Genomic DNA, 13700 nt, shown 5'->3' with positions numbered 1-13700 from the left:
GGAGTACGAAGCAATGATTGAGTCACCTGCAGTCGCAGCGTGACACTCCGATTGTCACCGATCCTTGCATCAGTCCCCTTGCGCTGATCTCCGCGATTTCGGTGGAAGCGGACATCTCCTGGACGAACATCGCCCGCATGGGCCTCGTGCTCTCAACGGTCGTCGTCGGTCCCTGGCTGGTGACTCGGTATGTGTTCGGGGATGACACGATCAAGTTCCCGCTGCGCCGGGGGCAGCCCTGGTCGCGTCTCGAGTGGGCATGGCTGGCCTTCGTCGTCGTCACCGCATGGGCGGTCCTGCCGCAGTACTTCCTGCGCACCGGCGTCTATCAGAATTGGCCGCCGATCACCGGGTGGTCGGAGATCCTGCGGCTCTTCTTCGGAGTCAACGCAGTGGGCATCTGGGACGAGCTGTTCTTCATCTGCACGGTCTTCGCGCTGCTGCGGAAACACTTCACGTTCTGGACCGCGAACGCGTTCACGACGGTCATCTTCGTGTCGTTCCTGTGGGAGCTCGGATACCGTTCGATCGGGCCGCTGCTGACGATCCCCTTCGCCCTCGTCCAAGCGTTCATCTTCACGCGCACGAAGTCCTTGCCGTATACGGTCACGGTGCATCTGCTCTTCGACGCCCTCGTCTTCCTCACCATCGTCCACGCCCACCACCCGCAGACGCTGCCCATATTCTTCGGCGTCTGAGGTTCAGCGTCCCCTTCCTGCGCAGACAAGCCGAGGGCCCCTCGGAACCATTGGTTCGAGAGGCCCTCGGACAGACGCTGAGTCAGCAGGTCAGCGGATGCCGCGCAGCAGCTTGAGCATCGGCTTCGTCAGGGTGAGTGCGAGCAGGCCGAGCACGACGGAGGCGCCGCCGATCGACGTCCAGTACGGGACCTGGTTGTCGGTGGAGAAGTAGCCGCCGAGCACACCGGACAGTGCTGTGCCCACACCCGAGGCGAGGAAGAAGACCGCGATCATCTGCGACTGGAACACCTTCGGCGAGACCTTCGTCGAGAACGACAGACCGACAGGAGAGATGAGCAGCTCACCGAAGACGAACACCGCGAGGATGAGAGCGACCCACAGCAGCGGAGTCTCGTTCGCCCCGGCGTCGGCGTAGGGCAGGAACATGAGGAAGCCGATGCCGATGAACACCAGCGAGAGCCCGGCCTTGACCGGTGTCGAGATCTGCTTCGGCCCGAGCTTCATCCACATGGTCGCGAACAGCGGAGCGAAGATGATGACGAACATCGCCGGGATCAGCTGGATCCAGTTGATCGGCATCTCCCAGCCGAAGATCGAACGATTGAGCTGCGTGTCCGAGTAGACGGTGAGCACGCCGAAGATCTGCTGGTACATCGACCAGAAGACCACGCTCGTGAGGAAGAACGGGATGAAGGCGAGGACACGGGAGCGCTCCTCGGCGTTCGTCTGCGGCGAGGTGTACATGACGATGATGTAGCAGGCCGCGGCGCCGGCCGAGATGCCGGCGATCCACCAGTCGATGTTCTCGGGGTTGACCAGCTTCGTCATCCACAGCACCACCGCGAGGAGGACGACGACCACAACGGCGACGATGAAGAGGTAGAGCTTCGACTTCGGCAGCGGATTGACCGCGGTCCGCGACTCGGGCGGCAGGTTCTTCCGGCCGGTGACGTAGATGATCAGGCCGAGGGCCATTCCGACCGCAGCGGCACCGAATCCGTAGTGGAAGCCGATCTCCTTCTGCAGGATGCCGGTGATCAGCGGTCCGAACATCGCACCGATGTTCACACCCATGTAGAAGATCGTGAAACCGGCATCCCGGCGCGGGTCCTTCTCCTCATAGAGTTCACCGACCAGTGCCGAGGCATTGGCCTTGAGACCGCCGGAGCCCAGTGCCACGAGGATCAGACCGAGTGCGACTCCTCCGAATCCGGGCACGAGGGCAAGGCAGATATGGCCGAGCATGATGATGATCGCCGAGTAGAAGAGCACCTTCTCGGCACCGGCCAGACGGTCGGCGACCCAGGCGCCGAGGATCGTCGCGAGGAAGACGGCGCCGCCGTATGCACCGACGATGCCCACGGCAGTGCCCTGGTCCAGGCCGAGCCCACCCTTGGTGACGCTGAAGTAGAGGTAGATGGCGAGGATGCCATTCATCCCGTAGTAGGAGAACCGCTCCCACAGTTCCAGGCTGAACAGCTGCATGAGCGGGAGGGGATGCCCGAAGAAGCGAGTATCGCTGCGGACTGCCTCGGTCGTCGAGGTGCTTGAAGACATTGTGTGCTTTCCGTAGTGGTGTGAAAGCACACATCTCGTGGTGTGCTTCACGATGGACCAGCGCACATCCTACTCTTCGCCGCACACGCGGTCACACCAGTCGGAGACTGGGACTCAGCGTCCCAGAAAGCGGAAGATGGACGTGATTCAGATCTCTTCGCCGTCGACGAGCGCTCTGCGCTCCTGCGCGGATCTCTTGGTTCGGCGTTCGGAGCCGACGAAGAGATTGAGTGCGCCGGCGAGGAAGACGATCGCCGAGGCGGCCATCGGTACGGCCATCGCGGTGGACGTGCCCTGCTCATCAGCGAGGATGCCGTTGATCGCCGCGGCCGCGGATTGGCCGACGATGATCGCTGAGCCGGCCATCGACATCACTGTCGCCGAACGTCCCCGCGGGGCCCGTTCGGCCGCGAGGCTGAACAGCGTGACCAGGCTCGGTCCGATGGCCGATCCCATGAGCAGCAGTGCGAGGACGATGATCGGCATGGATTCCGATGAGGCGAGGATCACCGACCCGGTGACCAAGATCGGCGCGAAGCACAGCAGCCGGGCCCACAGGGAGAAGGAGGAGGGGAAGGCCGCCACCGAGATCGCCAGCACCGCAGAGCCGATGCCCATGACGCCGTAGACGAGACCCGCCTCCTCCGGCCGGCCCAGATCATTCGTCAGCGCGGTCAGGGCGGTCAGCGTCGATCCGAACACCATACCGACGCCGAACACTCCTACGACCACGACGAAGACACCGGGAGTGAACATGCCCTTTGCCGGTGCACGCTCGCCGAGGCCGGCGGCTCCACCTGCGGACCGGGCCCGCCCGGTAGGGTGCAGGGCGAAGGCCGTGACGAAGACGAGGGTCATGACGATGGCTCCGATGATCGGCGCCACCGGGCTGAAGAAGGTGGCCAGGAGACCGACGACGAACGGGCCGAATACGAAGATGACTTCGTCGGCGGCGGACTCATAGGCCATCGTGGCGTTGAGCACCTTCGGCCGTCGCGCCTGCGGAAGTGCCGCCATGATGACGTCGACGAGCCGGGAGCGGGACATCGGCGCCACCTGCGGCGAGGTGGCGCCGATCGCGAAGGCGGCGATGAAGACGACGAAGTCGGGCAGCGGACTGAAGACGACCCACGCCATGAATGCCAGTGCCAGACAGTTGAGAACGCCGACGACGAGCAGCACATGGCGTTGGCCCCAGCGGTCAGCGGCCGCGCCGATGAAGGAGCCGAAAAGAGCAGTGCCCAAACCCACCACGGCCGAGTTGATCCCGCCGAGACTGAGCGATCCACGGCCGGCGACGACGAGGGTGAGCACCCCGACGACGATCATGGCGAAGGGCATGCGAGCGATGAACGCGATCGGGAAGTAGCTGCGGCCGACTGCCGAGAACAGGGTCGGTTCGGTCCGCCTGCCTGCCGATGTGGAGATGTCGCTGTCAGTCATACCAATCCAGTTTCGTCTTCTCCCGCGCGAGCGGGAGTTCGTGCCGCCGTGGTGACCTGGATCAAATCACTCGGTAGATGCACTCTGCTGTTCGAACCGATGGGTTCAGACTTCAGGCTACTGGTTTCGGGCTCCGGATACGAGTGGAATCCGGTCTGCGAAGGGTGATCGAGAGCGTCACGGGCAAGGTTCTTCGGCAGGTCGGCACGGACCTCATTCCCATCCGCGACTCAGAAAGAACGCAGATCGATCTGCGAGGATGAGCGATATGAATTTCTTCTCTCGAGTCGTCGTCAACGCCTGTGCGATCTGGGTGGCGTCCTGGATTCTGCCCGGCGTGACGATCACAGGGAATCGGATCGTCGAGGAGCAGACCGGGACGATTCCGGCCATGATCATCTCCTATCTCGTCATCGGGCTCATCTTCGGACTGGCCAACGCGTTCATCAAACCGATCCTCAGCTTCGTCTCCGCCCCGATCACCTGCCTGACCCTGGGCCTGTTCTCGATCGTGATCAATGCGATCATGCTGGCGCTGACGAGCTGGCTCAGCGGATTCACCCCATTCGAATTCACCATCGACTCCTTCTTCTTCTCCGCCATCCTCGCCGCGGTCATCGTCTCGATCGTCTCGGCCCTCCTCGGCTGGCTGGTCCCCGAGCGAAGCGCCGAGCACGACCGGAGATGAGCAAAGCTCTCTACGCAATGTAGACTGTGCCCAGAGTGTCAGCATGACCACCAGAAACACCGCCGGAGGAGACCATGTCCAATACTGCCGCCACGAAGCGAACCCGCAACTCAGCATCCTTTGCCGATGTCATCGTCTTCATCATCTCGTTCGCTCTCTTCCTGTTCGGCCTATACCTGTTCGGGGCGGCGTTCTCCTCACCCGAAGGCACTGAGTTCTGGGTGTTCTGGGGCGGTCTGCTCGCTTCATGCTTCGCGTTCCTCGTCCCGATGGTCTACCACTGGGTCCGTGACCCTCGCCCCTGATCTGCTGAGTCGATGATCGACAGAGGGCCGTTGCGCTGGTGCGCAGCGGCCCTTCGTCGTTTCCGGGAACCGTCCGGTCGTTCTCACGCATCATCTGCTCACCCCGCCGGCTGGGCCAGGCATCCCGGCCGACCGACCGCGGAGGCCGGTGTCCGGTCAGTCCCGCCCTGCGGAGAAGCTCATGATCGCCGCGGCGGCTTCGGCCGACCGTTCGTAGTGCACGAGGTGACCGACTCCGGGCAATTCGACGAACTCGACGTCGGACAGCCGGGCGACGAATGCACGGGTGGGCCCGATGGGCGCGATCGTGTCACGATCGCCGGCGATGACGAGGGTCGGCATGCTCAGGTCCGCGGCCACCTCGGTGACGGTGTGCTCGACCGATGTCGCAAACGCCTCTGCCAGGGACTTCCGATCGGAGAACGACGAGAAGTGCTGGGCATGCTGATCGTGGACGTATCGTCGCAGACCGCGATCGGCAGTCGTCGCCATCACCTCGCTCATGGCCCGCACGATCAGTCGATTGCCCAGAAGCGCGCGCCCCGGACGTTCGGGCAGCCAGGCACCGAACGAGTAGTAGATCCGGGTGAGCGCGGTGAGGAAGCGGGCCGAGCCCTCCAGAGCCGGACTGGTGATCGGGTTGATGAGGACGAGCTCGGGAACCGCTTCGGGATGCGCGGCAGCCAGGTGGCTGACGATGATCGAGCCGAAGGAGTGCCCGACCATGATCGGCACCGTCTGCCGCAGCCGGGTGATCTCAGCGTGGAGTGCGAGGAGGTAGTCGACGAAGGACTTCAGCCCGGATCCCGATTCCAGCGGTGGAGTCCGGCCGAACCCCGGCAGATCGGGGACGATGACCTCTCGACCACGGATGTCTCCGGCGATGAGGTCCATCCCGTGATGGTCCCCGCGGAATCCGTGCACCATGAGCAGCGGTCGATGTTCAGGGTCTCCGGGGTGCACCCAGGCGGAAGTCGTATGCGAGCCCAGACGCAGTTCGATCCGGCGAGACGGTCTCGTCCTCACTGTCTCGAAACGCTCAGTGTGCGGCCGGCCGACTCGTGCTGACCGCGCGACGCGGAACGACGACGACCGGCACCGGCAGGACCCGCAGCAGTCGTCGGGCTCGTGCACCGATGGCGACCTTTCCGCCGCGGCCCAGACGGCTCGAGCCGACGAACGCGACATCGCCCGACTGCCAGTCGATGTTCTCCGCGGCCTCTTCGATATCGGCTCCGGCCTGCGATTTGACCACCGCGCGTCCGGAGGCGAGCATCTCAGATGCATGTTCGGCCAGGACCGCTCCACCGTACTGTTCGGCGAATTCGGTGAGCTCGGCGACCTCGTCCTCAAAGAGGCCGTCGTTCTCGATCAGCGACAGCAGACGCAGGTCGACTCCGAGACCGTAGGCCGTCTCGACAGCGGCACCGATGAGGGAGGAAGCGCCGGGCCGGGCGCCGTAGAGTGCGGTGACGCGTGAGATCGGTCCGATATCCGATCTGCCGTGCGGGGCGAGGAAGACCGGGACCGTCGACGAATGCAGCAGCGCAGAGGCGACCGTGCCGATTCGCAGCTGCCGCATGAGGGTGGTCGCGCGCGCTCCGATGACGATGCCGAGGGCACCTTCGCTCTCAGCGACCTCCATGAGCCCCTTCGACTCGTTGGAGGCGATGTGGATGACTCCCTTCGCACGAACGTCGTCGGGGATGAGCGCCATGGCCTCCTCGAGCCATTCGTCGATCTGCTGCTCCACAATGCCGGCGCCGTCCTTCGGCACCGCTCCCCCGGACAGAATCGTCGACGCCTCCGGGCGCACGATGGTCACGACCAGTTCGATGTCGATGGAGCGGGCGACCGAGATGCCCAGTGCGATCGCGTCACGACCCCGATCGGTGGCGATGTACCCGACGACCAGTCGTCGAGTGCTGGCGGTCTCTGACATTCTCAACTCCCCTGTAGATGCACGTCCGCATCGATTCTACGTTGCCGGTTGAGCATTCTCATCGTGGCGCACGCCACGAGCCCTGAATGGGAGGCTGTGTTCCCGGCGCGATCACCAGTCGGGCTCGCCTCACTGCACTGTGAAATCCATTCGGGAATATAATGAACAAAACTTCCGCACACGATATCTTCTGTGCTAAATTCGACAGTGCAATTACGGATTCGCAGAAATAAACCTGATTGCACATCGACCACAGTGAGCGCCGACGCCGTTCACGCGAGATCCACGACCATGAGAGGAGCGCAGCTTCGATGAATATTCATTTCACAGGGCCCGACCTTCGAACGCCTTGCCACGAACCAGCTGCCTGCCCCATTGGCGGACAAGGACTCGCCGGCTGACGAACAGCTGTTATCCGCGTCTTTCTCCACCGGTTGGACCGTGGTTGCCGCAGAGCTCATTGCAAGCGGCGACCTGAACTCAGGCAAGCCTTTCGCCCGGCCCGTTCGCTCGGGATCCGACGGAATTCCGTCCGGACTTCGCAACGACCACAGCACTGCTGCTGAGGAGACTCTCTGACGGAGAGTCTGATTGGTCGGTGGAGTTCCTGACCCACCGTCTTCGTTCAGACTTCCGAAGAATGCTGATCTGTGAATTCGGCATGACCTCGCCCCGAGCACATTCCCGGATTCATCGTATTCATACTGAAATGCCACACCTTCTCAGGTGTTTCTTTTCAGAATTCTTTCGTCCATGACCTTTTCGGCGATATCCCCTGCCCATTTTCCGGATATCTCCTGCTTTGAAGAATCAGAGGATTCATTGTGTCGACCACATTTCCATTCACCTTTCCCCGACGCTGGGCTCTGAGCACCGGAATGAAGCTCATTCGGTGGGCACGTCGCCCGGCCACCAGCGCCGAGTCGCGCCGTCAGAAGACGGCACGGAGGCAAGAGGCCCGCCTGCGCGCATTCCGACGCGACCAGCTCATCAGTGAGCAGCGCGACCGGGACCTCGTGCGCTACCTCAGCCAGGTCAGGCCGTTCATCTGACCTGGCTGAGGCCAAGTCGTCCATCTGGCCACCGGTGGTCGAGCCGCGCACCCGACCACCGGGGGCGGGTGCGCACCTGGCAAGCGGTGGTCGAGCCGTGCACCTGACCTCCTGCGGCGCGCGTCAGCGGGGCCCCCACCATCGATAGGAAACTGTGTCGAGCGTCACCGTCTGCCGATTTGGTCTGACACCCACATCTGGGTAATATTGTTCAGGCAAGCGGGGGTATGGCGCAGTTGGTAGCGCGTCTCCATGGCATGGAGAAGGTCAGGGGTTCGAATCCCCTTACCTCCACCGCAGAAGCGCCGGGATCCGATCATCGGGTCCCGGCGCTTCGTCGTATCTGCCTCGGCCGAGGCGGTCAAGGACGCTCAGTGTTCGTCGAGCCCGAACTCCACCGCACTTCGCCGGATCGCCTCTTCTTCCGCCAACTTCGCAGGCTGGCTGCGCGTGAGGAAGAAGTAGGTCAGCCCGGACACCAGCAGTCCGACCGCGAACGACATGTCTGCGCCATCGATCATCGACGCAACCGGTCCCGTGTAGAAAGAGAGCGAGAAGAACGGGATCATTGCGGCGAATCCGACCGCGTAAGCCGTCAAGCCTTTCCAAGCCCATCGCCCATAGACACCGTTGCCGTCGACGATATCGTCAAGAGCATATCGACCACGCCGAACGAGGTAGAAGTCGACGAGGTTGACAGCTGTCCAGGGAATGAGGAAATACAGCATCAGCCCGACGAAGCTGTTGAAGCTGTCGAGGTAGTCGTCCGGAATGGCCAAGGCAATCACGAGCGAGACTGTGCCGACGATGACCAAGGCCACCACTCGCAGACGCACGGTCGGCTTCATCGGTCTGAAGCCATCGATCGCGCTGGCTCCTGTGAGCATCGCACCGTAGGCGTTGACGCCCATGATCGAGACCAATGCGATCGACGAGACGAGCACTGCGACCGTCCCGAACCCAGGGAATACCATGTCGCCGACACTGCGGAGGGTGGAGATCGGATCGGCATCCGGAATATAGCTGGCCAGCAGCGCTCCCAGGGACATCAGCCACACTGCAGACAACCCGGCGCCTGCGTAGACGGAGCCGATGAGCTTCGGCGCCGACGAATTGCGCGGCAGATAGCGGGTGTAGTCGGAGACGTAGACGGAGTAGCTGATGTTGTATCCGGCGGCGAGTGAGAACTGGACGAGGAATCCGGAGACCGTCCAGCCTGCGGTCCTGACCGGCGCGGCGGCGGCGATGTCCGCGCTCGGGAAGTGAATGACCGCGAAGACGGTGATCACGAGGAACACTGCGATCAGGATATAGGTCATCCACCTTTGGATCAGGTGGAGAAGGTCATGGCCGACCACGGCGATGACGATCGACACAGCGATGATGATCGGGTACCAGAACCATGTCGCCTCTGGGAAGATTCCGATGCCCTGAGCGACGAGGATGGTGTCGAAGACGAGGAATCCGACGTAGACGAAGACTGTTGCGATGAAGGGCAGCAGAACCCCACGGCTGCCGAACTGCGCCCGGGATTGGATCATCTGCGCCAACCCCATCGTCGGTCCCTGGTTGGCGTGGAATGCCATGAAGAAGGTTCCGAAGCCCACCCCGAGGACGACCGCGAGAATGGAGAATCCCAGACTCAGCCCCATCGTCGGGCCGGTGAAGCCCACGACGAGAGTTGTCAGGACGAAGTTTCCGGCGAACCAGAATGGGCCCTGGTGCCAGACCTTTCCGTGGCGTTCGGACTCGGGGACGACATCGATCGATCTGGATTCGATGACCGAGTCGGTTCTCTCTGAGTGCAACTGTGATGACATCATTGTCTCCTGAGGTCGGCGCTCTTCAGCGCTGTGGGTCTTCGCTCATTGCAGATTCGGACGTGCCGTGCGCATCGCTCCGCATCGCAGAGTAGAGATCGGTCCGGCGATCGGCGAAGACATCGCTGTATGCGGACAGCTTCTTGTTTCTGCTCTCGCTCAGATCGACGTCCGCGGTGATGGTCTCTGTCCGGCTCTGGTCGAGATCGGCCATATCGAGCGGCCATCCGTTCGCATCGACGATCACTGATGCCGATGTCCAGTCGATGCCGCGTTCGACACCCGTGCGGTCGCACGCGGCGATGGAGACACGGTTCATCGCCGCCTGCGCCTGGGTGCGCACGACTTCGCCGGGCCTCTCCCCCGCCGGCCGCGGCATCCTCGGCCAATTGACAGGGGCGCAGATCAGGTCTGCCCCACGCAGCGCTGGGTTCCGGATCCATTCGGGGAACTCGAGATCGTAGCAGATGACGACGGAGATTCGACCATGCTCTGTCTCGATGACCGGCGGGGCGGCCTCACCGGCAGTGAAGACCGTCCGTTCGGCGTCCCAGAGATGGGCTTTGCGGTAGATGACGGGGGCCCGTCCCGGAACGAGAACAGCTGCGCTGTTGTAGGGCGCCCCATGCTCGTTGGCTTCGCAGAAGCCGGCCACGACGATCGCATCCCTCTCATCAGCGGCCTGCCTCCAGCTCGATACCGCGAGTCCGTCAGCGGTTTCAGCAGCAGCGTCGGCTTCGACCGAGTCGGCGAACGCGTATCCCGAGCTGGCCAATTCTGGAAAGACGACGACTCGAGCACCGCCGTCGACCGCCCGGTGGAAGAGCGCAAGGCTCTCGGCCACGTTCGAACGGACATCGCCGAAGACTGGGGCGTACTGGCAACACGCGATTTTCGTCATGCCAGCGAGAATAGTGTCTCAGTGCACATCGCCATAGCCATTCGCGAGGCCCATCTGGCTGTGAGTGCACGTTTGTCAGGAAACTCGACCAATCAGTTCATTTCACAGCTCCCTGCACGGTCCATTCATGCGAAACTGTATCGACTGTGCTTTTCGATCTTGGGAGGTAGCATGCCGGGACACGTTTCCGAACAGTCACAGAGAAGGGTGTTGCAAGCGCTTCGAGACGATGGCCGAGCCAGCTTCGCTCACATCGCCAAGGCTGTGGGACTGCCGCGTCACCAGGTCGCCTCCATTGTGCAGACTGCTGTCGCTCGCGATGAACTTCGTCTGACTGTGTCGATCAGTCCGGCTCTCTTGGGCCTCGAACGGTTCGCTTACCTGCAGATCGCCGTCTCCGGCCCCGTGCATCCAGCACGGGACGCACTCGTGTCGATGCAGGAGACCACCTTCGTCGCCGATGTCGCCGGCCGCTATTCCATTGACGCCGAAGTGAGAGTCGGCCCTGACCCTCATCTGCGGCGCACCCTCGACACCGTTCTCCAGCTTCCGGGTGTCAGCGACGTCCGCACCACACTCTATGAGTCAATCGAGGTCAATCGCTTCTCGCCGTTCCACACGGCTGCGACTCCACTGACGATCGATGAGGCCGACCGTGCGATCATCAGGCACCTCCACACTGATGCGCGAGCTTCCTATCGACAACTGGGGGAAGCCTCTGACCTGTCCCCCAGCGGGGCGCGTCTGCGATTCGACCGGCTGCTCAGGGGCGGGGCGATCAAGGTCGTCGGCATTCCGGTTCGCACCGGACAGCCGGAGACGCCGACGCTGGGCGTCGGGCTTCGAGCAAGCGTGCCTGTAGGCGAGCTCGTGCCGCGGCTCACAGCTCTCCAGCCCGAGTTCTTGGCGGTCGCCATCGGTTCCTTCGACTTCATCGCAACGATTTCGGCCGAATCGGCCCACGAACTCGTCGAGACGATGGATCGCCTTCGTGGCATCGAGGGCGTTGCCGAGGTGGACTGCTGGGCGAATCTGAAGATCGCCAAAGAACAGTATGGGGAGAGCGACAGCCTCCCCATCACCGCCGGCTGAGGAGGCCCGCCGCGTCCGGGCAGCTCAGTTCGCTGCTCCGTCGGTTCTCCTCCTCCGCATCTGCTCGAGGTCGAGCAGATGCCGCTTCTTCTCCTCACCCCACGCATACCCGGTGAGAGACCCATCGGCACCGATCACCCGATGGCACGGGACGACGATGCTGATGGGGTTCTTCCCGTTCGCCGCTCCCACAGCTCGGGCGGCGCCTGGTCTTCCCAGCGCTGCCGCCAGTTCGCCGTAGCCGGCGGTCCGACCATAGGGAATCCCGGTGAGAGCCTTCCAGACCGAACGTCGGAACTCGGTGCCCACCGCCGCGAGCGGCAGATCGAACTCGGTGCGGTCGCCCGCAAAGTACTCCCGCAGCTGTGCCTCGGTTTCGGTGAAGATCGCCAGCCCCTCGGCAGGCGTCGGTACGACCCCATAGCCTGCGTGCACGCGTCGCGTGATCTCATCGGAGGTATCGAGATAGAGCCCGGTGAGGTGTTCACCATCGGATGTCAGCAGCACGGGACCGACCGCCGTGCCGAGAACTGTCGAATGGACCGGCGCCGAAGAATTCGGCAATCGGAGCGCGGAGGTGGTCGATGAATCGTTGATTGTGGTCATATCAGCCGTCCTTGATCATATGGTCTGTGCGTTGAGGTTCGCTCATCGAGTCGTCTTCGAGTGATGTGCCCAGAGGATGTGGGTGAGGTAGGAGCGCCAGGGGCTGACGGCCGAGAGGACGTCTGCCCATTCCTCATCGCCCCGCGCCCTCACGCCGGAGGCGTCGATCTCGGTCAGGGCCTTCTTCACCCCGAGATCGGAGGCGAGGAAGACATCGGGGTCGCCGAGAGCGCGCATGCGGATGTATCCGCTGCTCCAGGGTCCGATCCCCGGCAGGGCGAGGAGCCGACGATCCGCGTCCGACCGATCACTGCCGGCTCCGAGGTCCAGGCTCCCCTCCGCCAGGGATGTCGAGAGTGCGTGGATCGTGCGGATCCGTGCGGCCGGCAGAGCCCAGTCCTCGGCGGGCACAGCAGCGATCGTCGCGGCGGTGGGAAACAGCCGATCGACGCCCGCAGCCCTCAGCTCCGGAGGAAGCAGTTCTCCGGAGCCGGCGACGAGGCGTTGAAGATGCGTGCGTGCCGCGGCCAGAGAGATCTGCTGTCCGAGCACGGTGCGCAGCGCCAATTCGACGGGATCACTGTGGCCGGGGGAACGTATGCCGGGATGCGAGGCGACGAGACTGCCCAGCCCCGCTGCGCGCAGAGTCGCCTCGACCGCCGCAGGGTCGGCGTCGAGGTCGAGGAGCCGTCGGGCTCGGGCGACTGCGCTGCCGAGGTCGCGGGTGTCGGCCAACCGGAGACGACACTCGACGAAGTCTCCTTCTCCTCGGCGCAGAGTCACCACCGCCGGCCCATGCGCCAAGCGCATCGACCGCGTATAGGCTCCGCCGGCGAGGCTTTCGATTCCATTCACTGCGCGCACTCGCAAGTAGTCGAGAAGGTACTCGAAGTCGAGGGGCGGGCGATAGGCGAGTCGGAGCACGAGTTCGTCCGCCGCAGGTTCCCCCGTCCCGGAGGTGCGCAGCTGCCTGGGACTGAGCGAATACATCTCGCGGAAGGTGTCGTTGAACTGGCGGATGCTGGCGAACCCGGCGGCGAAGGCGATGTCGCTCAGCGGCATCGCCGTGACTTCGATCAGCGTCCGGGCGGTGCGCACACGCTCGGTGCGAGCCAGTGAGAGGGGTCCGGCACCGAGTTCGGCCCGCACGAGCCGGCTGAGCTGCCGGGAGCTGTAGCCGAGCTCCGCGGCCAGACCTTCGACCCCAGCCCGGTCGATGAGGCCGTCGCGGATGAGTCGCACAGCGCGAGCGACGACGTCGCCTCGGGTGTCCCAGTCCGGGGAGTTCGGGCTGGCGTCGGGCCGGCATCTCCTGCAGGCTCGGAAACCGGCTTCAGCGGCCGCGGCAGCCGTGCTGAAGAACTCGACGTTCTCACGCCGCGGCGTCCTGGCCGGGCAGGACGGTCGGCAGAAGATCCCAGTGGTGCGCACCGCCGTGAAGAACATTCCGTCGAAGCGTCGGTCACGTGAGGCGACGGCCTGATAGCACTGGTCGGTGGTGAGCATGCCTCCATTGTGCTCGTCGCCGTCGGCCATTACTAGCGGTTTTCGGTCATCGCAGTTCGGGCGAGCGCCTCGGAGGCGGACGGAAGC

13 protein-coding genes and 1 tRNA gene are annotated in these 13700 nt (G+C 63.6%); 6 read left to right on the top strand and 8 right to left on the bottom strand.

The annotated features are described in order from the left end of the window. Positions 1-101 precede the first annotated feature (101 nt). A complete protein-coding gene (locus tag IIE29_RS10495) occupies positions 102-698 on the top strand; it encodes a CPBP family intramembrane glutamic endopeptidase (RefSeq protein ID WP_246475872.1) in 597 nt (198 codons plus the stop codon). Between the two features lie 90 nt (positions 699-788). Here IIE29_RS10495 and IIE29_RS10490 read toward each other — a convergent pair whose 3' ends face one another. Further along, positions 789-2258, bottom strand: a complete 1470-nt coding sequence (locus IIE29_RS10490) for a peptide MFS transporter (protein WP_209325182.1) — start codon at positions 2256-2258, stop codon at positions 789-791. 147 nt (positions 2259-2405) lie between these two features. Then, complete coding sequence (locus tag IIE29_RS10485) at positions 2406-3701, bottom strand: MFS transporter (protein ID WP_209325181.1); 1296 nt, start codon at positions 3699-3701, stop codon at positions 2406-2408. Positions 3702-3969: 268 nt separating this feature from the next. Between IIE29_RS10485 and IIE29_RS10480 the strand changes: the two genes are divergently transcribed. Both IIE29_RS10480 and IIE29_RS10475 read left to right on the top strand, forming a co-directional pair. Further along, complete coding sequence (locus IIE29_RS10480) at positions 3970-4389, top strand: phage holin family protein (RefSeq protein ID WP_209325180.1); 420 nt, start codon at positions 3970-3972, stop codon at positions 4387-4389. Between the two features lie 74 nt (positions 4390-4463). Continuing rightward, the gene (locus IIE29_RS10475) at positions 4464-4694 is read left to right on the top strand and encodes a hypothetical protein (RefSeq protein WP_209325179.1); all 231 of its coding nucleotides are present in this window, start codon (positions 4464-4466) and stop codon (positions 4692-4694) included. A 156-nt stretch (positions 4695-4850) separates the two neighbouring features. Here IIE29_RS10475 and IIE29_RS10470 read toward each other — a convergent pair whose 3' ends face one another. After that, positions 4851-5720 carry an alpha/beta fold hydrolase gene (locus IIE29_RS10470; protein ID WP_343071869.1) on the bottom strand — a complete coding sequence of 290 codons (870 nt, stop codon included), beginning with the start codon at positions 5718-5720 and terminating at the stop codon, positions 4851-4853. A gap of 13 nt (positions 5721-5733) precedes the next feature. Beyond that, complete coding sequence (locus tag IIE29_RS10465) at positions 5734-6636, bottom strand: universal stress protein (protein ID WP_209325178.1); 903 nt, start codon at positions 6634-6636, stop codon at positions 5734-5736. A gap of 824 nt (positions 6637-7460) precedes the next feature. On the opposite strand from IIE29_RS10465, the gene IIE29_RS10460 reads away from it, so the two are divergent. Both IIE29_RS10460 and IIE29_RS10455 read left to right on the top strand, forming a co-directional pair. Further along, positions 7461-7688, top strand: a complete 228-nt coding sequence (locus tag IIE29_RS10460; protein ID WP_209325177.1) for a hypothetical protein — start codon at positions 7461-7463, stop codon at positions 7686-7688. 221 nt (positions 7689-7909) lie between these two features. After that, positions 7910-7982, top strand: a tRNA-Ala gene (locus IIE29_RS10455). A gap of 77 nt (positions 7983-8059) precedes the next feature. Here the strand turns inward: IIE29_RS10455 and IIE29_RS10450 are convergent. Together IIE29_RS10450 and IIE29_RS10445 are read right to left on the bottom strand one after the other, a co-directional pair. After that, a complete protein-coding gene (locus IIE29_RS10450) occupies positions 8060-9508 on the bottom strand; it encodes a purine-cytosine permease family protein (protein ID WP_209325176.1) in 1449 nt (482 codons plus the stop codon). Positions 9509-9533: 25 nt separating this feature from the next. Continuing rightward, complete coding sequence (locus tag IIE29_RS10445) at positions 9534-10352, bottom strand: nitrilase-related carbon-nitrogen hydrolase (RefSeq protein WP_343071868.1); 819 nt, start codon at positions 10350-10352, stop codon at positions 9534-9536. Between IIE29_RS10445 and IIE29_RS17155 the strand changes: the two genes are divergently transcribed. After that, on the top strand, positions 10326-11501 hold the full coding sequence (locus IIE29_RS17155) for an Lrp/AsnC family transcriptional regulator (RefSeq protein ID WP_209325174.1): 1176 nt from the start codon (positions 10326-10328) through the stop codon (positions 11499-11501). The two genes, IIE29_RS10445 and IIE29_RS17155, sit on opposite strands and share 27 nt — an antisense overlap. Before the next feature lie 24 nt (positions 11502-11525). On the opposite strand, the gene IIE29_RS10435 is transcribed toward IIE29_RS17155, so the two are convergent. Both IIE29_RS10435 and IIE29_RS10430 read right to left on the bottom strand, forming a co-directional pair. Continuing rightward, positions 11526-12107 carry a methylated-DNA--[protein]-cysteine S-methyltransferase gene (locus tag IIE29_RS10435; RefSeq protein ID WP_209325173.1) on the bottom strand — a complete coding sequence of 194 codons (582 nt, stop codon included), beginning with the start codon at positions 12105-12107 and terminating at the stop codon, positions 11526-11528. A gap of 42 nt (positions 12108-12149) precedes the next feature. Further along, the gene (locus IIE29_RS10430) at positions 12150-13613 is read right to left on the bottom strand and encodes an AlkA N-terminal domain-containing protein (RefSeq protein WP_209325172.1); all 1464 of its coding nucleotides are present in this window, start codon (positions 13611-13613) and stop codon (positions 12150-12152) included. Between the last annotated feature and the right edge of the window lie 87 nt (positions 13614-13700).

The sequence above is a fragment of the Brevibacterium renqingii genome (genome assembly GCF_017808095.1).
GTDB lineage: Bacteria > Actinomycetota > Actinomycetes > Actinomycetales > Brevibacteriaceae > Brevibacterium > Brevibacterium renqingii.
Note: the sequence above shows the minus strand (reverse complement) of the source record. Positions and strands in the feature narration are given on the sequence as shown.